Here is a 19,700-nt window from a genome sequence, read left to right on the forward strand (position 1 = left end):
GCAGCTGGCGAAGCCTGCGTCCGGCTGCGCGTAGCAGCTGCCGAGCCTGCGAGGCTGCGTTCGGCTGCGCGTAGCAGCTGCCGAGCCTGCGAGGCTGCGTTCGGCTGCGCAGCAGTCGTAAAATCAGGCGCTGCGGTATTCCAGACAAACCGTGGAAGCAGGATTTACGACTGCTGCGCAGCCGGACGCAGCCTTCGGCAGCTGCTACGAAGGGCAGCCCGGCATTGGAGCCTACCTCGCCACAAAAGCCCGGCAGTCAAGGCAATAGCCGGCACCCTTGGCGCTCGCCAACCCAGGCCGCGGTACTACTGCGCCCCATCCCACTGACCGTCACCCGCTTGCTCGCCGAGTCATCAACAAACCCGCTGGTGGGCAGGTACTGCTTCACATAGGCCTGGCAATACTCGGCCGGGTGGTTCATCACATACCGGCAGGAACAATACTCCTTGGCGGTGTAGGCGCTGATGATGCCCGGGAACGCCTGCAACGCTACCCGCTCCTGCCAGCCCCAGCCGAGCAGCGCCAGCACCAGCACCAGCAGCAGGCAGTTGAACGGTCGGCGGCGGAGAAACCCCCGGCGCCTCATGGCAGCACCGGCGTGGCAAACGCAGCCAGGGCGCGCTTGAGCAATTCGTTGTGCCGGTAACTGCCATCGCGATCATCGCCATAACGCACGATCACCAGCTTTTCGCTGGGAATCACATACATCGCCTGGCCCCAATGCCCCAGTGCGGCAAAGGTATCGGCGGGCGCCGCCGGCCAGGGTTTACCTGCGCCATCCAGCGCGAGATTGAGCCACCAATGACCACCGGGTACGGCTTCGTCCTGCCTGGCTTGATAGTGGCCAAAGGGTTGGCGATTGAACTCGACCCAGTCCCTGGGCAACAATTGCCGCTCCCGCCAACGACCGTCGCGCTGCATCAGCAGACCGATCCGCGCCAGATCGCGAGCCGTCAGGTAGGCATAGGACGAGGCGACAAATGTACCGCTGGCGTCGCTTTCCCATACCCCATTGCGAATGCCCAAGGGCTCGAACAGCGCCGTCCAGGGATAGTCCGGGTACTGCGCGCCGAGCATGTTCTTCAGTGCTGCGGATAGCAGGTTGCTGTCGCCGCTGGAGTAGCGAAACGCCTGGCCCGGCGCACTGAACTCGTCATGAGCAGTGGTGAATGCGGCCATATCGCCACGACCACGGGTGTACAGCATGGCCACCACCGATGACTTCAACGGCGCGTATTCATAGTCTTCCTCCCAGTCCAGACCTGACGCCCAATGCAGCAGGTCGGCCATGGAAATCACCGGATGCCGTTGCAGCGGCGGATAGAACTTCGCCACCGGGTCCTGCAACGTGAAACGGCCCTCGCCATAAGCCATGCCCAACAGCGTGGCCATCAGGCTTTTGCTGATCGACCAGGTGAGATGCAAGGTATTGGCAGTGGTTGGCCCGGCATAACGCTCGTAGATCAACTGACCGTCGCGGATCACCAGCAAGGCATCGGTGCGAATGCCTTTGTGAGTACTGTCGTCGCGGGGCTGGAAGGCGTAGTCCTCCAGGGCCTTGAGCGCCGGACCGGAGACCTGCGGGCCCCGGGACCATTGGTCGGCCGGCCATTGTTCGGCGACAGCATGAGCACTCATGAAAAACAGCGCGATCAGCAGGCTCGAGCCTTTGAACATGGCGGGCACTCAGGCGGATGAACCTGCCGAGCCTAGCCGGGATAGATGACAGTTTTGAAGCGAATACCCAGAACCTTGGCTGAAAGAATCCCGTAGCAGCTGGCGGAGCCTGCGTTCGAGCGCGCAGCGGTCGCAATCCGGTTGATGCGTTTTGTCTGAAGAAACGCGTTTGCAGATTTTACGACCGCTGCGCGGCCGAACGCAGGCTTCGCCAGCTGCTACGGAGACCGGGTGTTCGCAAGTTTTCCGTTTCAGACCGCCAACGCCTTAGCCAAGCGCTTGGCCCGTGCCCCGGCCGCCAATTCCAGCACGGCCCGATCACGCGTCCACAACGCCGCCCACTCCGGCGGGCCATCGGCGAAGGCTTCGTCCAACTCGGACCGGAGCGAATCGAACTGCGCGAACAAACCACCCAGCAACACATGCCCGGCACTCGAACCCGGGTTCTGCCGACTGACTTCCGCACAGCCCGCCAGCAGCGCCAACAGCCGCAGTTGCAGGCTCTGCGGCCAGTCGTTGTCCTGGCCGACGCCATACAACCAGGCGCTCATGGCACTCAGCACATAGATGTCTTCCAGGGTTCGGAACGGTTTGACGTAGGCCTCCCAACCATCCCCGGCGAGCAACTCACAGAGGGCAGTGTCGAGAAACAGCCGACCGTGGCTGATGTCCGGCATCAACGGGATGGCCGGGAGTTTTTCCAGGCGTACCCCGGGCTCACCGGGATAGACCACGGCCAGACTCAACCGTGGCGATTCACCCGGCGCCTCGCAGCGCGCGGCAATCAGCAACCAGTCCGCCGCATCGCCGGCGGTGACGAAGTCCTTGCGCCCGCTCAACCGCAGGTCATCCAGACGGGTCTGCATGTCCGCCGGGCGCAGGCTGCGCTGTTCGGTCGCGCACAAGGCGCCCAGGCTCGGCGGCGCACTGGGCCAAAGCATGCGCAGCGCCGCCTGATAGCCCACCAGAAATGCCAGCCCCGGCGTTGCCATCAACCGGCCGCCACGCACGGCCAGTTCGAACGGCGTGACGCTGCCCAGTTGCTTTAACAACGCCCCATAACCCTCGGCCAGATCCGGATTGGCGGGCAGACGTTTGCAGTGGGACAACAGGGCTTGCCAAAGCATGGGAGGTTCCTCAAGGGCTGTCATACAAGCATCACCAAAGCTTCATGGCGATGACACCGGGGCTACATAGCCTGACTTTGCACAACAAGTTTGCATACAGAAAGTCGATCGGCTGCAACCCTCGACGGGTGAGTAGCCCGTATGGAGATTCGCAATGACTCAGATCGCCCGTATCAGCGACACCGGCAATGAACGCCGCCTGCAAGCCGAACGCCTGATCGGTGCCGAGGCCTTGCAGGAAGCCCAGACCTTGCGCTTCAACGTTTTCAGCGGCGAGTTCAACGCCAGGCTGAAGGGCGCGGAGCTCGGTCTGGACATGGATGACTATGATGTTCACTGCGCTCATATCGGCGTACGTGACCTGAATACTGGCCGTCTGGTTGCCACCACCCGTTTGCTCGACCACCAGGCCGCCAGCACGCTGGGACGGTTCTACAGTGAAGAAGAATTCAGCCTGCACGGCCTGGTGCAGCTCAAGGGCCCGATCCTCGAAATCGGCCGCACCTGCGTCGACCCGGCCTACCGCAACGGCGGCACCATTGCCGTGCTCTGGGGCGAACTGGCCGAAGTCCTCAACGAAGGCGGCTACAGCTACCTGATGGGCTGCGCCAGCATCCCGATGCAGGACGGCGGGATCCAGGCCCAGGCGATCATGCAACGCCTGCGCGAACGTTACCTGTGCACCGAGCACTTGCGCGCCGAACCGAAGAAACCCCTGCCGGTCCTCGACATCCCGTCCAACGTGATCGCCGAAATGCCGCCGCTGCTCAAGGCCTACATGCGCCTGGGCGCGAAAATCTGCGGCGAACCCTGCTGGGACGAAGACTTCCAGGTCGCCGACGTGTTCATCCTGCTCAAGCGCGACGAGTTGTGCCCGCGCTACGCCCGGCACTTCAAGGCGGCCGTCTGATGAGCCGGTTACGGGTGTACGCGCGGGTTGCGCGAGTGCTGGTGGTGGTCGGTCTGGGGTTGAGCATGGCCACTCTGTTCGGGCTGTTCGAGCGCATGGGGATGGCCAACTCCATGCTCCGGCGTCAGCGCTGGTCGCGGTTTTTCATGGCACGGCTGGGCAATGCCCTGCCCTTTCGTGTGACCGTTCGCGGTGAACTGCCGCAACAGCCGATGCTGTGGGTCAGCAACCATGTGTCATGGACCGACATTCCATTGCTCGGCATGCTCGCGCCGCTGTCGTTCCTGTCCAAGGCCGAAGTACGCACCTGGCCAGTCGCCGGCTGGCTGGCGGCCAAGGCCGGCAGTCTGTTCATCCGTCGCGGTTCGGGCGACAGCCAGCTGATCCGCAAACAGATGGGCCGTCATCTGCAGCAAGAGCATCCGCTGCTGATGTTTCCCGAAGGCACCACCACCGACGGCCGCTCGCTGCGCACCTTCCACGGCCGCCTGCTCTCCGCCGCCATCGACGCCGACGTTGCCCTGCAACCGGTGGCGATTCGGTACTTGCGTGATGGTCAGATTGATCCGTTGGCACCCTTCATTGGTGACGACGATCTGCTGTCGCACCTGATGCGCTTGTTTGCCAATGATCAGGGCGAGGTGGAAATCCATCTGCTCAAACCGATTGCCTGTAATGGCCAGGAACGTGCGGCACTGGCCTTTCAGGCGCAGCAGGCGGTGCAGAAAGCGTTGTTTGGCGAGGTTGTTCAGCCTGCTGAGCCGCGTCGTACCGGCGAGCTGGTCGCTGCCTGAAAATTTCAGTGCCCCTGCAAAAAAGATCGCAGCCTGCGGCAGCTCCTACACTGACCCCATACATCCGCACGATTGCGGATGTATGCAAATCCTGTAGGAGCTGCCGAAGGCTGCGATCTTTTGATCTTGCTTATATATGCCCCGCCGCAAACGCCTGCAGCTGCGGATAGAACAACCGAAAATCCTCGCTCAACGGTTCATACAACCTTTCCAGCTCCTGCATCGCCGCGGCCAGTTCCTCGGGTCGTGACAAGCGTCTCGAGATGCCCCGCAGCACTTGCTCCAGCACCGCAAAATCCCGATACGAACCCAGCCAGTCATGGGCCGCCATGTGCGGCGCAATGTCCGCCAGGCGTCCGGGCAATTGCGGTTCGGCGGCCAGCACCCGATAAACCTCAGCGGTGAAGTTATCCAGCGGGCGGTCGCCATACAGTGGCCAGTCCCGCGCCAGGCAATGGTCGAAGAACACGTCCAGGACGATCCCGGCATAGCGCCGCCGCGTCAGTGAAAAGCGCGACAGCGACACGTCCACCCGTGGATGGCGATCGGTAAACACGTCGATACGGCGATGCAACTGAATCGCCGCCTCGATCTGCGGATCGAACTGCCCCTGCAGGCGGCCTTTGACGAAGTCGCCATACAGGCTGCCGAGCAATTGGGACGGAAGTTGGCCGCCGAGGTGAAGATGTGCGAGATAATTCATGGCGTGCAGTTTAGCACCACGCCTCACATATCGTTATAACCCGATATACCGATTCAAGCTGATTTCAGATCGAAATCATATTGGTATATCGCGAACTAACGATTTAAAGTTCGCCTTATCGCGATATAACGTTTTACTCATCACGAGCAACCGCCATGTCCCTCGACCTCGACGAAATAATAAAAGCCCTGGCACACCCAGTACGGCGAGAAATCCTTCACTGGCTCAAAGACCCGACAGTCGAGTTCCCCGACCAGAGTCACAGCAACGAGCACGGCGTGTGTGCCGGGCAGATCGATCAGCGCTGCGGCCTGTCGCAATCGACCGTGTCCGCGCACTTGGCGACCTTGCAACGTGCCGGTCTGATCAGCAGCCGGAAAGTCGGCCAGTGGCACTTTTTCAAACGCAACGAGGAAGCGATTCAGGAATTCCTCCGCGCCATCAGCAAAGAGCTCTGACCCAGAGCTTTACAAGGACTGCACAATGCCCCTCTCGCTCCTCATCCTGGCCCTGAGCGCCTTCGCCATCGGCACCACCGAGTTCGTCATCATGGGCTTGCTGCCCGAAGTGGCGGCCGACCTCGGCGTGTCGATTCCCGGCGCCGGCTGGCTGGTGACCGGCTACGCCCTGGGCGTGGCCATTGGCGCACCGTTCATGGCAATGGCCACCGCCAGGCTGCCGCGCAAGGCCGCTTTGGTGGCGTTGATGGGTATTTTCATTGTTGGCAATCTGCTCTGCGCGATGGCCAGTGACTACAACGTGCTGATGTTCGCTCGGGTGGTGACTGCCCTGTGTCACGGCGCCTTCTTCGGTATCGGTTCGGTGGTCGCCGCTGGCCTGGTCCCGGCCAACAAACGCGCTTCGGCGGTGGCCTTGATGTTCACCGGCCTGACCCTGGCCAACGTGCTGGGCGTGCCACTGGGCACAGCCCTGGGTCAGGAAGCCGGCTGGCGTTCGACTTTCTGGGCCGTGACCGTGATCGGTGTGGTGGCATTGATCGGCCTGATCCGCTTCCTGCCGGCCAAACGCGATGAAGAAAAACTCGACATGCGCTCGGAACTGGCCGCGCTCAAAGGCGCCGGGATCTGGTTGTCGCTGAGCATGACCGCGCTGTTCTCCGCGTCGATGTTCACCCTCTTCACCTATGTGGCACCGCTGCTGGGTGATGTCACCGGCATCTCGCCCAAAGGCGTGACCTGGACCCTGCTGTTGATCGGCCTGGGCCTGACCGTTGGCAACATCATTGGCGGCAAGCTGGCGGACAAACGCCTGGCGGCCACGCTGATCGGGGTCTTCATCTCCATGGCCGTGGTCTCGACCGTATTGAGCTGGACCAGCGCCGCAGTGATCCCGACTGAAATCACCCTGTTCCTCTGGGCGGCCGCTTCGTTCGCCGCGGTACCGGCCCTGCAAGTGAACGTCGTGACCTTCGGCAAGGCCGCACCGAACCTGGTGTCGACCCTGAATATCGGCGCCTTCAACATCGGCAACGCCCTTGGCGCCTGGGTGGGCGGCAGCGTGATTGCCCACGGTTTCGGCTTGACCCGCGTGCCCCTGGCCGCTGCAGCGCTGGCAGTCCTTGCACTGCTGGTGACGCTGATTACTTTTTGTCAGAGCGGCAATGCCGAGCTGGCCCCTGCTACCAACTGATCATCAAGAGGGTTGTATCCATGGCAACTATTTTCGATCCCATCAAACTCGGCGACCTCGAGCTGCCAAACCGCATCATCATGGCGCCGCTGACTCGCTGCCGCGCTGATGAAGGCCGTGTGCCGAACGCGCTGATGGCTGAATACTATGTCCAACGTGCCTCTGCCGGCCTGATCCTCAGCGAAGCCACCTCGGTCACGCCAATGGGCGTCGGCTACCCGGACACCCCGGGCATCTGGTCCAACGACCAGGTCCGCGGCTGGACCAACGTGGTCAAGGCCATTCACGGCGCTGGCGGGCGGATCTTCCTGCAACTGTGGCACGTCGGGCGGATTTCCCACCCGTCTTACCTGAACGGTGAAGCGCCGGTGGCCCCGAGCGCCATTCAACCCAAAGGTCATGTCAGTCTGGTTCGCCCGCTGGCCGATTACCCGACTCCACGGGCACTGGAAACCGCTGAAATCGCCGAGATCGTCGACGCCTACCGCGTGGGAGCCGAGAATGCCAAGGCCGCCGGTTTCGACGGGGTGGAAATCCACGGTGCCAACGGTTATCTGCTCGACCAGTTCCTGCAAAGCAGCACCAACCAGCGCACCGACCACTATGGTGGCTCCCTGGAAAACCGCGCACGGCTGATGCTCGAAGTGACCGACGCGGTGATTGAAGTCTGGGGCGCTGGCCGGGTCGGCATGCATCTGGCACCACGGGCCGACTCCCACGACATGGGGGACGCCAACCTGGCAGAAACCTTTACCTACGTCGCCAGTGAACTGGGCAAGCGCGGCATCGCGTTCATCTGCTCCCGTGAGAAAGAAGGCGCCGACAGCCTCGACCCGCAACTCAAGAAAGCCTTCGGCGGCCCGTACATCGCCAACGAACGCTTCACCAAGGCCAGCGCCAACGCCTGGCTGGCCAGCGGCAAGGCCGATGCCATCGCCTTCGGCGTGCCCTTCATCGCCAACCCGGACTTGCCGGCACGCCTGAAAGCCGATGCCGAACTGAACCAGGCGCATCCGGAGACCTTCTACGCCAAAGGGCCGGTTGGTTATATCGATTACCCGGTGCTGTAAAAGCAAAAAGCCCCGACTTGTGAGAGACGGGGCTTTTTGGGGATAAACCAGAGACCTTCAGCGCGTACCAGATCGCCAAGATCGCAGCCTGCGGCAGCTCCTACGCCGAGCGGGTTCACCTTTTAAATATCAGGCGTACACAGAACCCGTAGGAGCTGCCGAAGGCTGCGATCTTTTTGGCCCCCCCTCTTAACAGATCAAGCGCTGACCGGACACCCGGTCGCCGCCTGCAGTTCTTCCAGGCTCACCCCCGCCGCCAGTTCGACCAGCTTCAACCCTTGCTCGGTCACATCCAGCACCGCCAGATCGGTGATGATCCGATCCACCACGCCGACACCCGTCAGGGGCAGGTCGCACTGCTTGAGCAATTTATGGCTGCCACCCTTGGCCGTGTGCTCCATCAGCACCACCACACGCTTGACTCCAGCTACCAGGTCCATCGCCCCACCCATGCCCTTGACCATCTTGCCGGGGATCATCCAGTTGGCCAGATCGCCCTGCTCCGAGACCTGCATGGCCCCGAGGATCGACAGGTTGATATGACCGCCGCGGATCATGGCAAAGGAGTCAGCGCTATTGAAGAAGCTGCTGCCGGGCAAGGTGGTAATGGTCTGTTTGCCGGCATTGATCAGGTCCGGGTCGACCTCGTTGTCGAGCGGGAACGGGCCGATACCGAGCAAGCCATTCTCGCTCTGCAACCAGACGTCCATACCTTCGGGAATATAGTTGGCCACCAGCGTCGGCAAGCCGATGCCGAGGTTGACGTAAAAACCGTCCTGCAATTCTTGGGCGGCGCGCTGCGCCATTTCTTCACGAGTCCAGGCCATGATCAGGCGCTCCGCACAGTGCGTTGTTCGATGCGTTTTTCCGGGTTGGCATTGAGCACCAACCGCTGCACGTAGATACCCGGCAAGTGGACTTGATCGGGATCCAGCTCACCGATCTCGACAATCTCTTCCACCTCGACCACGCAAACCTTGGCCGCCATGGCCGCCAGCGGGTTGAAGTTGCGCGCGGTCTTGTTGAACAGCAGATTGCCGGACTTGTCGGCTTTCCAGGCTTTGACCAGGGCCACATCGGCGCGCAGCGAGCGCTCCATCACGTACCACTCGCCATCGAACTCACGGGTTTCCTTGCCTTCAGCCACCAGCGTGCCATACCCGGTCTTGGTAAAAAACGCCGGAATACCTGCACCACCGGCCCGGAGTTTTTCCGCCAGGGTGCCCTGGGGAGTGAACTCCAGTTCCAGTTCACCGGCGAGGTACTGGCGCTCGAATTCCTTGTTCTCGCCAACGTAGGAGGAAATCATCTTGCGAATCTGCCGGGTAGTCAGCAGCTGACCCAGACCAAAGCCATCGACGCCGGCGTTGTTACTGATCACCGTCAGCTCGCGCTTGCCGGTGTCGCGTAACGCCTCGATCAAGGCCTCAGGGATACCGCACAACCCAAAGCCACCGACTGCGAGGGTCATACCGTCTTCGACGAGCCCCTGCAGGGCGGATTCAGCACTCGAGTAAATCTTGTTCACTTATTCTTCCTCGAATTCACCACGACGCACACGTATGCGGCCACGGCCTGTTTGCTCGGGCCGGGAGCAGACAGAGCCATCCAGCACTGTCCTCCCCGATTTTCGCTACTGCGCAAGCTTAGCCCTTGCGCTGCCGGGCTGCTTGGCGCCCTTGTACAGCAGGGGTGTTCACACTCATTCACACACTCGCACAAATTCCCTACAAAATACCTGGCACGCTACCTGTCAAGATAGCGCTATCACGTATATAAAAGCACCCCATCAAAACAAGGCGAACTAACGGACGATCTTCCGGCGCCTTACTGTTGACACAACCGCACTTAACTACTCATTTTGTCCTGATTGCGCAGGCTTGGACTCAAGCGCAGCATGTCAAATCCGGTATCGACCAGGCGCTCGGCTTCCTTGTGCAGCTCAAAGGCGTCGGGTGCCAGTAGCCACTGGTAAAGGATGCCGTCGATAAACGCATGCATGCTGATCGCAGCTCGGGCGGTATCCAGATTCTCCGGAAGCTGCCCTCGATTCACCGCATTGCGCAAGGCCAGCCCGATGCGCACATTGCAATCCAGGGTGGAGGTGCGACGCTGCTGACGCAGGTCGCACATTTCATCGGTGAGTTCGCACTTATGAAACAAAACGTCATTAATGCGCTGAGTCTTCGGGTCCAGGGCAACTTGATGAAACAAATGAACCAGAAGCTTGCGCATGCACCCCAAGGGGTCGAGTTCGGTTTCATCTTCACTGGCCCTGGCCATCTCATCCAACGGCTCATGCAAGGTGTCGAGCATGGCCTGGAGCAGATCCGCCTTGTTGCTGAAATGCCAGTAAATGGCCCCACGCGTAACACCCGCCAGCGTTGCGATGTCCGCCAGCGTGGTTCGCGCCACACCCCGCTCATAAAAGGCTTTCTCGGCCGCTTCGAGTATCTGGCTACGGGTTTCCAGGGCTTCCTCTTTGGTACGACGAACCATGGCAGTACTACCTCAATCAGGGCGTTTCAGGCGATGGGTAACGATCATCTGAACAAATATGGGGCGAGTCTCTCGGGTCTCGTCCCCGGCCTACACATCACACCTTTTATGGCTTTTGTAACGGTATCGATACGTAACCAAGGTATTTACAAACAACCATGAACGTAAGTATATTACTTAGCAAGCTACTTATCTACTCAGCGCACATTTTTTACCCTTCCACCTTTCGAGTGCGCAATTGCGCGCCTGACCCGAGGATTTTCATGCAATTCAAGTCAGCTGTTACCGCTCTGGTAGCTGCCGTTGCCCTGGCATCGCTGCTCAGCGGATGCAAAAAAGAACAGGCAGCCCCTGCCCCCCAAGCCCCTCAGGTCGGCGTCGTCACCCTGCAAGCTCAAGCCTTTACCCTGACCTCCGAACTTCCGGGTCGCACCACGGCGTTCCGCATGGCGGAAGTCCGCCCACAGGTCAACGGCATCATTCTCAAGCGTCTGTTCAAGGAAGGCGGTGAGGTCAAGGCCGGCCAGCAGCTGTATCAGATCGATCCATCGGTCTATGAAGCCACCCTGAAAAGCGCCCAGGCGAACCTGCAGTCGACCAAGTCGATTTCCGATCGCTACAAGCAGCTGGTCAGCGAGCAAGCCGTCAGCCGCCAGGAATACGACACGGCCCTGGCCAATCGTTTGCAATCGGAAGCCAGCGTGCAAAGCGCGCAGATCAACCTGCGTTACACCAAAGTGCTGGCGCCGCTGTCCGGGCGTATCGGTCGTTCTTCGGTCACCGAAGGTGCCCTGGTCAACAGCGGCCAGGCCGATGCCATGGCAGTGATTCAGCAGCTCGACCCGATCTACGTCGACGTCACTCAGTCCTCGGTCGAGTTGCTCGAGCTGCGCCGCGAACTGGAAAGCGGTCGCCTGCAAAAGGCCGGCGCGAATGCAGCCATGGTCAAGCTGACCCTGGAAGACGGCAGCCAGTACAAACTGGACGGCAAACTGGAGTTCTCCGAAGTCTCGGTGGACGAAACCACCGGTTCCGTGACCCTGCGTGCCGTGTTCCCGAACCCCGACCATACCCTGCTGCCGGGCATGTTTGTCCACGCGCAGTTGCAGGCCGGTGTAAACAGCGCCGCGATTCTCGCCCCGCAACAAGGCGTGACCCGCGACCTGAAAGGCTCTCCGACTGCTCTGGTGGTTGGCCCGGACAACAAGGTCGAACTGCGTCAGCTCAAGGCCAGTCGCACGGTCGGCAACCAGTGGCTGATCGAAGATGGCCTCAAGGCCGGTGACCGTCTGATCACCGAAGGGCTGCAGTACGTCAAACCTGGCGTCGAAGTCAAGGTCAGCGAAGCGACCAACGTCACTTCGAAAAACCCGGCCCCTACACAGGCATCAAACAAAGCTGCAGGCGGCAAAGGGGAGTAAACCATGTCGAGATTTTTTATCGACCGTCCGATTTTCGCCTGGGTAATTGCCCTGGTGATCATGCTGGTCGGGGCTCTATCGATCCTCAAGTTGCCAATCAACCAGTACCCGAGCATTGCGCCACCGGCTATTGCAATCCAGGTAACCTACCCAGGCGCTTCTGCACAGACGGTGCAGGACACCGTGGTGCAAGTCATCGAGCAACAGCTCAACGGTATCGACAACCTGCGTTATGTGTCCTCGGAAAGTAACTCCGACGGCAGCATGACCATTACCGCGACCTTCGAACAAGGCACCAACTCCGATACCGCCCAGGTCCAGGTCCAGAACAAACTGAACCTGGCCACCCCGCTGCTGCCGCAAGAAGTGCAGCAGCAGGGTATCCGCGTGACCAAGGCAGTGAAGAACTTCCTGATGGTGATCGGCGTGGTCTCGCGCGATGGCAGCATGACCAAGGACGACTTGTCCAACTACATCGTGTCCAACATGCAGGACCCGATCTCGCGCACCGCGGGCGTCGGGGACTTCCAGGTGTTCGGTGCCCAGTACGCCATGCGGATCTGGCTCGACCCGGCCAAGCTGAACAATTTCAACCTGACCCCGGTGGACGTAAAAGCCGCCATCGCCGCGCAGAACGTCCAGGTCTCGTCCGGGCAACTCGGTGGTTTGCCAGCGGCCCCGGGACAACAACTGAACGCCACTATCATCGGCAAGACGCGCCTGCAGACTGCCGAGCAGTTCCAGTCCATCCTGCTCAAGGTCAACAAAGACGGCTCGCAAGTGCGTCTGGGTGACGTGGCCGATGTCGGCCTGGGTGGTGAGAACTACAGCATCAGCGCCCAGTTCAACGGCAGTCCGGCTTCCGGCCTGGCGGTCAAACTGGCCACCGGCGCCAACGCACTCGACACCGCAAAAGCCTTGCGCAAGACCATCAGCGACCTGCAACCCTTCTTCCCGGAAGGGATGGAAGTGGTATTCCCGTATGACACCACTCCGGTGGTGACCGAGTCGATCAAGGGCGTGGTTGAAACCCTGGTCGAAGCGGTCGTACTGGTGTTCCTGGTGATGTTCCTGTTCCTGCAAAACTTCCGTGCCACGGTCATCACTACGATGACGGTACCGGTGGTATTGCTCGGTACCTTCGGGATCCTCTCGGCCTTCGGTTTCAGCATCAACACCCTGACCATGTTCGGGATGGTGCTGGCTATCGGCTTGCTGGTGGACGATGCCATCGTCGTCGTAGAAAACGTCGAACGGGTGATGAGCGAGGAAGGACTGTCACCCAAGGAAGCCACCAAGAAATCCATGGGGCAGATCCAGGGTGCCCTGGTCGGTATTGCCCTGGTGCTCTCGGCGGTACTGCTGCCGATGGCGTTCTTCAGTGGCTCGACCGGGGTGATCTACAAGCAATTCTCGATCACCATCGTTTCGGCCATGGCGCTCTCGGTGCTGGTCGCCCTGATCTTCACCCCGGCGCTCTGCGCCACCATGCTCAAGGCGATTCCCAAGGGCGAGCACGGCGTACCGAAGCGCGGCTTCTTCGGCTGGTTCAACCGCAACTTCGACCGTGGCGTAAAAAGCTACGAGCGCGGTGTCGCCAACATGCTCAAGCAAAAGGCCCCGTACCTGCTGGCTTACATCATCATCGTGGTCGGCATGATCTGGCTGTTCACCCGCATCCCCACAGCCTTCCTCCCAGAAGAAGACCAGGGCGTACTGTTCGCCCAGGTGCAGACCCCGGCCGGCTCCAGTGCCGCGCGGACTCAGGTGGTGGTCGACGAAATGCGTGAGTTCCTGCTGCGTCCAAGCGCCGACGGCGGTGAAGGCGATGCGGTCAACTCGGTATTTACCGTGACCGGCTTCAACTTCGCCGGCCGTGGTCAGAGCTCGGGCATGGCCTTCATCATGCTCAAGCCATGGGATGAACGCTCTGCGGAAAACAGCGTATTCAAGCTCGCCGCTCGTGCGCAGCAGCACTTCCTCACCTTCCGTGACGCCATGGTGTTCGCCTTCGCGCCACCCGCGGTACTGGAATTGGGTAACGCCACCGGTTTCGACGTGTTCCTGCAGGACCGTGCCGGTATCGGTCACGATAAGCTGATGGCAGCCCGTAACCAGTTCCTTGGCATGGCCGCGCAAAGCAAGGTGCTTTCGCAGGTCCGTCCCAACGGCCTGAACGATGAACCGCAATACCAGCTGACTATCGATGACGAACGCGCCAGCGCCCTGGGCCTGACCATGACGGACATCAACACCACCCTGTCGATCGGGCTGGGCAGTAGTTATGTCAACGACTTCATCGACCGCGGTCGGGTGAAGAAGGTCTTCGTACAAGGCCAGCCCGGCGCCCGCATGAGTCCCGAAGACATCAAGAAATGGTACGTGCGCAACGCCACTGGAACCATGGTGCCCTTCTCCGCCTTCGCCAAGGGCGAGTGGATTTACGGTGCACCCAAGCTGTCGCGCTACAACGGTGTGGAAGCCATGGAAATCCTCGGCGCCCCGGCACCCGGCTACAGTACCGGTGAAGCCATGGCCGAAGTCGAAGCCTTGGCCAAGAAGCTGCCGGCGGGTGTCGGCATCTCCTGGACCGGCCTGTCCTACGAGGAGCGTCTGTCCGGCTCGCAAGCGCCAGCGCTGTATGCACTGTCGCTGCTGATGGTGTTCCTCTGCCTGGCAGCGCTGTATGAAAGCTGGTCGATCCCGATCGCGGTCATGCTGGTGGTGCCATTGGGGATTATCGGTGCCCTGCTCGCCACCAGCCTGCGCGGTCTGTCCAACGACGTGTACTTCCAGGTGGGCTTGTTGACGACCATCGGGCTGGCATCGAAAAACGCCATTCTGATCGTCGAGTTTGCCAAGGAGCTGCATGAACAGGGACGCACCCTGACCGAGGCCGCCATTGAAGCCTGCCGGATGCGTCTGCGCCCGATCATCATGACGTCCCTGGCCTTCGTGCTCGGCGTGGTACCACTGGCAATCTCCACCGGCGCAGGTTCCGGCAGCCAGCATGCGATCGGTACCGGGGTAATTGGCGGTATGATCACCGCGACTGTTTTGGCGATCTTCTGGGTACCGCTGTTCTTTGTCACCGTGTCCGCCATGGGCCAGAGAAAAGTCGCGGACGAACCCGACTCCATTGAAACTGCAAACGAGGCTGGCCAATGAGCAAGTCGCTACTCTCCCTGGCAATTACCGCATTCGTGCTCGGTGGTTGCTCGCTGATACCTGATTATCAGCGGCCGGAAGCGCCGGTCGCGGCGCAGTACCCGCAAGGTCCGGCCTACTCCCCTGCAGAGGCCGCCAACATGGCGGCCGCTGAACAGGGCTGGAAGCAGTTTTTCCATGATCCGGCGCTGCAACAGCTGATTCAGACCGCCCTGGAGAACAACCGCGACCTGCGTGTCGCGGCCCTGAACATCGACGCTTTTGCGGCTCAATACCGCATCCAGCGCGCCGACCTGTTCCCGGCCGTCTCGGCGACCGGCAGCGGCAGCCGTCAGCGGGTTCCGGCGGACCTGTCGCAAACCGGTCAGTCGGGCATTACCAGCCAGTATTCGGCGACCCTGGGTATCAGCGCCTATGAGCTGGACCTGTTCGGTCGGGTTCGCAGCCTCAGCGAACAAGCGCTGCAGACCTACTTCGCCACTGAAGAAGCGCGGCGCAGCACCCAGATCAGCCTGGTGGCCAGCGTGGCCAACGCCTACCTGACATGGCAGGCCGACAAGGAACTGCTCCAGCTGACCAAGGACACCCTGGGCGCCTTCGAGGAGAGCTACAAACTCACCTCTCGCAGCAATGAAGTCGGAGTAGCCTCGGCGCTGGACCTGAGCCAGTCGCGGACTTCCGTGGAAAACGCCCGGGTGCAATATGCGCGTTATACCCGCCTGGTCGCACAGGACGAAAACAGTCTTGCGCTGTTGCTGGGCACCGGGATTCCGGCCAATCTGCCGGGCAGTCAGCCGCTGGCCGACGACCTGTTGAGCGAAGTACCGGCAGGCTTGCCTTCGGACTTGCTGCAACGTCGTCCAGACATCCTCGAAGCCGAGCACCAGCTCGAGGCCGCCAACGCCAACATCGGTGCGGCACGCGCGGCATTCTTCCCGAGCATCAGCCTGACGGCCAACGCAGGCACCGCAAGTCCGGACCTGTCCGGCCTGTTCAAGGGGGGCTCGGGAACCTGGTTGTTCCAGCCGCAAATCAATCTGCCGATCTTCAATGCCGGCAGCTTGAGAGCGAGCCTGGATTACTCGAAAATCCAGAAAGACATCACCGTGGCACAGTACGAAAAGTCGATCCAGACCGCCTTCCAGGAAGTCTCCGATGGCCTGGCCGCACGCCAGACCTTCAACCAGCAGTTGCAGGCCCAGCGTGACTTCGTCAACGCCAACCAGGACTACTACCGCCTGGCCGAGCGTCGCTACCGGATCGGCGTCGACAGCAACCTGACCTTCCTCGATGCCCAGCGCCAGTTGTTCAGCGCGCAACAGGCGTTGATTACCGATCGCCTGGCGCAACTGGTCAGCGAGGTCAATCTGTACAAGGCTCTCGGTGGCGGCTGGAACGCACAGACTGCGAAGAACGAGCCGCTCAAGGAAGAGGCGCCGAAGCTCAAGCTGTTCTGACAGCCTGACTGAGGATCGTTGAGCGCTCCTCGATCAAACGAAAAATCCGGAACCTGACAAGGGCTCCGGATTTTTTTACCTGCTTCACAATATTAGAGCGCTCTGCTCTGGACGCGCACTTTAGGAAGAGCCGGTCGACGCTGGATTGCTCGCGATAGCGGCTGCCCCCATTTTCTAACTTACCGTACAAATGAGCGCAAGTTTTCTGGAACCAGGTAACGCCCTCTTTCATATTTTAGTACGTATTTCTTTTCCTCTGTTTTCTGCAGAACATCCTTGCAGCCCTCAGCAGCCTCTCGAGATAGTACTTTCGTTGTCTTCTCTTTAATAAGCAGGTCTGCATATGGCCTTCCTGACTGCATCATGATCATGATCATGTCTCGTGTAGTGAACTCGCCAGCACAGCGGGTATCCCACTCGCCAGAATACTCATGCACATTCAGCCCACTTAGAACACTAACCAAGCTTTTGTCATGCGCGATATATAATCTTAATGATTCTGAGCTATATGGATTTGGCTGTGATGAACCTCGCCAGGAGGTACGAATCCCGAACGCCAAGGTATCCCTGTTAAGCCGATAGCTTGCCGTATCAATTTCTATTCCAGTATTGTGAATAGCATCACCCTTTAACGCATCAATTTCGCGACTGACTCCAACAATAGTGTTGGTTTTTGAATCAAAAACCATCACCCCCAAATCAGTCCTTCCATCCAGCTCAATTGATGTTGCAAAGATGATATCTCCTGTTGCTGGCCACACCTTGCAAACAGAGCTATGTCGAATCACTCCTGGCCCTTCATAGAGGTTACCAATGAAATCCTTGTGCTCATTCAGGCATGATGCATTTGTCAATGCAGAGAAAAAAAAAACAACAACATCAACAGAGTTTTTTTAACGACGATTGGAGATCACCTGATTAATTAGAAATTTATTCGTCAACATGCACTAAGAGCATATCCAGTGCTGTTGTGTTGTAGGGTTTTCGGCGGACCACCCTATTACTAATACACTCTCAATGACGCGCAGCGTCAGAATCTCAAGCTCTTTAGATAGCGGGCTCTTTCGATACTTTCTCTAGCAACACAATTGTTTCTTATCGTTTCAAATGCTTGAGTTTCAGGGGAGATCACAAAACTCTCAATAGCACAGTTTGCGTCTCTTAGATTAATCCACGCTCTCTGTGATTTTTTTATATACTCCCGAAGCTCTTCTCCTAGCTTGGGATCCGCCTTGTACTCTATAGATATTCTATTATTTAAATCCTTGTAAATATCATTTAATACTTTGCCAGCACCTTCAACTTTATATTTGGAGCATTCGTATACATCCTGGCTATCCATGCCTCCAGATAAGCATAAATCAGGATAAACAGAATCTGCATAACACACCCCAAATCCAAATAACATCACTACAATAAATCTTGCGATCATTAAACCTCTCCCGTTAATTATTTTTTAAATACCTGACTCTATGCCGACCTGGCTCATACTGACTAATTGCAGGAGTATTTTCAATATAAGATATTAACTCTGCCCTGCTGTTGCGCATCCCAGCTTTCATTGGATTGGCTCCCAAAGTAAAACCTTGGTACACAAAGTCAACCAATACTTCTTGAATGACGGGATCAAGATTTACCCATTCCACCCTGTCGATCTCAGACAAAGTCCATTTGTTATAATTTGAAATAGCTCTTTCAATGTAGTCAGGGTAGATGATGTTAAAAATTGATATTTGTTGGTCTTTAGTTATTTCGCCAATTGAAATTTTGCTATTTGTTACAAAATCTCTCGCAGCCACTCCTTTCAGGCCGCGAGCTAACGAAATTTCTCTAGCCTTTTTATCGTCGATTCCAGCTCGAGTCATATGGGCGTAGACTTCGTTTTGCGTTCGATTTCCCATATCGTACCCTCGCCCCAAAGTTACTCCAGACAAATCATTTCCTGGCCAGTGAATGACTCTGCTGTAGTGCATTGAGCCTGGATTATCATTACCTTCAGCATCGAAGGTTATCTTGCCTGCAAGGATTTTTAATCCGTCTATAAAGTTGAAATACGTTGCCAAACCCACTGGATGAAAGTGAAACACCTTCCCATCCGCCGGTAGCCCAACCTTCATGGCCACCTCCTCCCACCAACTGATTTGTTCAAGCCGCTCTTTCTCCGCCAACCAGTTCAAGTGTGGCGTCGAACCGCTATGGCCGAGTATTTCATCCAGCGGGTCCCACTTCTGCGCTCTGTAGTACCACTCGCTTTCGGCGTAGATGATCAATTGCGAGATCGACTGGGCGTGGGCCGGCAGGCTGATCGCCGCTTGCAGTTCCTTGGCGGTCATTTTGCCGTCGCGGTTGCGGTCGATGATGTCGTACAGTCGGCTCTTGAGCGGCCCCTTGTCTGCTTCGTCGGCCATGGGGCCGTAGCGCTCAAGTTCCATTTCGCTGAAGTGGTCAACGGCGCGAAGAAAAGACGCCAACATTCGCCGAGGGAGTTCGTAGTTGTAGATGAGGTCGTAGCCTTCCCACGACCAGGTATTGACCCAGGGGGTGACACCCACCTCTTCGCGGACCCAGCCATCAAGCAGATTGTTGTCGGCGTCGTGGAGCAGCCCGTCGAGGCGATACCAGGTGTAGGCCCTGCGGTCAGCCGTCGCCGGCACCGTGATTTTTCTCTCGGCCGGCAGGCCATCGAGCAGGCTCTTGGGGACCAGCAGGTCGGCGGCGCTCAGGGTGTTGGCCGCAGCACTCAGGGTCGGTGGCTGCTTGGCGCTGTAGGTGTCCCGATGCGCCACCACGGCCGTGCCCTTGGCGAGTTTCAGCCAGGTCTTGCTGTCGGCGGGCAAGCGCTGTGCCCAGGCGCGACTGGCTTCGATGAAAATGTCCACGTCATCGCCGCTGAACACTTCCAGGTGCAGTTTCTTTTCCGGGCGTTCCGCCCCACCGTCCTGATACAGGCCGAGGTGGCCTATCAACTCCCCGGCCTTGATCGCTAAGGGCTGATCGAGCACCACCACCCGATCATGCGCCAGCGGTTCCAGGGCGCCTTGCAGCGATTTGAAATGCACGTACTGGTCGATGCGTTCCAGCTTGCGGTAGTCGCCTTCACCGCTGACCGTGACTTGCGTGCCATCCGGCAGTTTCGTGAGAACGGCGCTGTGAAGGCTCGGTTCGGCGTAGACATCGAGCGAGCCCCAGCGTGTCGCGACCTGATATTGGTCACCGGCAATCTG

Annotated in this window: 17 protein-coding genes and 1 pseudogene; 8 read left to right on the top strand and 10 right to left on the bottom strand. The window is 59.1% G+C overall.

Annotation, left to right across the window (positions count from 1 at the left end; all coding sequences use genetic code 11):
* Nucleotides 1-256: 256 nt before the first annotated feature.
* From F8N21_RS27555 to F8N21_RS27565, 3 genes are all read right to left on the bottom strand, one after another.
* Entirely contained in the window at nucleotides 257-586 is a 330-nt protein-coding gene (locus tag F8N21_RS27555) for an amidase (protein ID WP_150645136.1), read from the bottom strand.
* Nucleotides 583-1,677 (bottom strand): serine hydrolase domain-containing protein, encoded by a 1,095-nt coding sequence (locus F8N21_RS27560; protein WP_150645137.1) that lies wholly within the window; start codon nucleotides 1,675-1,677, stop codon nucleotides 583-585. The genes F8N21_RS27555 and F8N21_RS27560 overlap by 4 nt, the downstream gene beginning before the upstream one ends.
* Before the next feature lie 251 nt (nucleotides 1,678-1,928).
* Complete coding sequence (locus F8N21_RS27565) at nucleotides 1,929-2,804, bottom strand: acyl-CoA dehydrogenase (RefSeq protein WP_150645138.1); 876 nt, start codon at nucleotides 2,802-2,804, stop codon at nucleotides 1,929-1,931.
* 154 nt (nucleotides 2,805-2,958) lie between these two features.
* Here F8N21_RS27565 and olsB point away from each other — a divergent pair, with 154 nt between their 5' ends.
* Nucleotides 2,959-3,714 carry an L-ornithine N(alpha)-acyltransferase gene (olsB, locus tag F8N21_RS27570; protein WP_150645139.1) on the top strand — a complete coding sequence of 252 codons (756 nt, stop codon included), beginning with the start codon at nucleotides 2,959-2,961 and terminating at the stop codon, nucleotides 3,712-3,714.
* A complete protein-coding gene (locus F8N21_RS27575; protein ID WP_150645140.1) occupies nucleotides 3,714-4,508 on the top strand; it encodes a lysophospholipid acyltransferase family protein in 795 nt (264 codons plus the stop codon). The genes olsB and F8N21_RS27575 overlap by 1 nt, the downstream gene beginning before the upstream one ends.
* 130 nt (nucleotides 4,509-4,638) lie before the next feature.
* Here the strand turns inward: F8N21_RS27575 and F8N21_RS27580 are convergent, their stop codons facing one another.
* Nucleotides 4,639-5,211 carry an ACP phosphodiesterase gene (locus F8N21_RS27580; RefSeq protein ID WP_150645141.1) on the bottom strand — a complete coding sequence of 191 codons (573 nt, stop codon included), beginning with the start codon at nucleotides 5,209-5,211 and terminating at the stop codon, nucleotides 4,639-4,641.
* A gap of 155 nt (nucleotides 5,212-5,366) precedes the next feature.
* Between F8N21_RS27580 and F8N21_RS27585 the strand changes: the two genes are divergently transcribed.
* From F8N21_RS27585 to F8N21_RS27595, 3 genes are read left to right on the top strand one after another with little or no spacing between them, the layout of a single operon-like run.
* Nucleotides 5,367-5,669, top strand: a complete 303-nt coding sequence (locus tag F8N21_RS27585) for an ArsR/SmtB family transcription factor (RefSeq protein WP_150645142.1) — start codon at nucleotides 5,367-5,369, stop codon at nucleotides 5,667-5,669.
* 25 nt (nucleotides 5,670-5,694) lie between these two features.
* Entirely contained in the window at nucleotides 5,695-6,861 is a 1,167-nt protein-coding gene (locus F8N21_RS27590) for an MFS transporter (protein WP_150645143.1), read from the top strand.
* A 20-nt stretch (nucleotides 6,862-6,881) separates the two neighbouring features.
* Nucleotides 6,882-7,931 (top strand): alkene reductase, encoded by a 1,050-nt coding sequence (locus F8N21_RS27595; RefSeq protein WP_150645144.1) that lies wholly within the window; start codon nucleotides 6,882-6,884, stop codon nucleotides 7,929-7,931.
* Nucleotides 7,932-8,128: 197 nt separating this feature from the next.
* Here F8N21_RS27595 and F8N21_RS27600 read toward each other — a convergent pair whose 3' ends face one another.
* From F8N21_RS27600 to F8N21_RS27610, 3 genes are all read right to left on the bottom strand, one after another.
* Nucleotides 8,129-8,758 carry a CoA transferase subunit B gene (locus F8N21_RS27600; protein ID WP_150645145.1) on the bottom strand — a complete coding sequence of 210 codons (630 nt, stop codon included), beginning with the start codon at nucleotides 8,756-8,758 and terminating at the stop codon, nucleotides 8,129-8,131.
* A gap of 2 nt (nucleotides 8,759-8,760) precedes the next feature.
* Nucleotides 8,761-9,459, bottom strand: a complete 699-nt coding sequence (locus F8N21_RS27605; protein WP_150645146.1) for a CoA transferase subunit A — start codon at nucleotides 9,457-9,459, stop codon at nucleotides 8,761-8,763.
* A 320-nt stretch (nucleotides 9,460-9,779) separates the two neighbouring features.
* On the bottom strand, nucleotides 9,780-10,430 hold the full coding sequence (locus tag F8N21_RS27610) for a TetR family transcriptional regulator (protein WP_150645147.1): 651 nt from the start codon (nucleotides 10,428-10,430) through the stop codon (nucleotides 9,780-9,782).
* 263 nt (nucleotides 10,431-10,693) lie between these two features.
* On the opposite strand from F8N21_RS27610, the gene emhA reads away from it, so the two are divergent.
* The 3 genes from emhA to F8N21_RS27625 are packed head-to-tail and all read left to right on the top strand — an operon-like array spanning nucleotide 10,694 to nucleotide 16,476.
* Nucleotides 10,694-11,851, top strand: coding sequence for an efflux RND transporter periplasmic adaptor subunit EmhA (gene emhA / locus F8N21_RS27615; RefSeq protein ID WP_150645148.1), 1,158 nt, complete (start codon nucleotides 10,694-10,696; stop codon nucleotides 11,849-11,851).
* Between the two features lie 3 nt (nucleotides 11,852-11,854).
* Entirely contained in the window at nucleotides 11,855-15,019 is a 3,165-nt protein-coding gene (gene emhB / locus F8N21_RS27620; RefSeq protein WP_150645149.1) for an efflux RND transporter permease subunit EmhB, read from the top strand.
* Complete coding sequence (locus F8N21_RS27625; protein ID WP_150645150.1) at nucleotides 15,016-16,476, top strand: AdeC/AdeK/OprM family multidrug efflux complex outer membrane factor; 1,461 nt, start codon at nucleotides 15,016-15,018, stop codon at nucleotides 16,474-16,476. Before emhB ends, F8N21_RS27625 begins: the two co-directional genes overlap by 4 nt.
* A gap of 179 nt (nucleotides 16,477-16,655) precedes the next feature.
* Here F8N21_RS27625 and F8N21_RS27630 read toward each other — a convergent pair whose 3' ends face one another.
* The 3 genes and pseudogenes from F8N21_RS27630 to F8N21_RS31165 form a co-directional block, all read right to left on the bottom strand.
* Complete coding sequence (locus tag F8N21_RS27630; protein WP_150645151.1) at nucleotides 16,656-17,264, bottom strand: hypothetical protein; 609 nt, start codon at nucleotides 17,262-17,264, stop codon at nucleotides 16,656-16,658.
* 242 nt (nucleotides 17,265-17,506) lie between these two features.
* Complete coding sequence (locus F8N21_RS27635; protein WP_150645152.1) at nucleotides 17,507-17,908, bottom strand: lysozyme inhibitor LprI family protein; 402 nt, start codon at nucleotides 17,906-17,908, stop codon at nucleotides 17,507-17,509.
* Between the two features lie 13 nt (nucleotides 17,909-17,921).
* Nucleotides 17,922-19,700, bottom strand: a pseudogene (locus F8N21_RS31165) (hypothetical protein); the annotation flags it as partial.

This window comes from Pseudomonas fluorescens (assembly GCF_902497895.1).
In the GTDB taxonomy this organism is placed as follows: domain Bacteria; phylum Pseudomonadota; class Gammaproteobacteria; order Pseudomonadales; family Pseudomonadaceae; genus Aquipseudomonas; species Aquipseudomonas fluorescens_BP.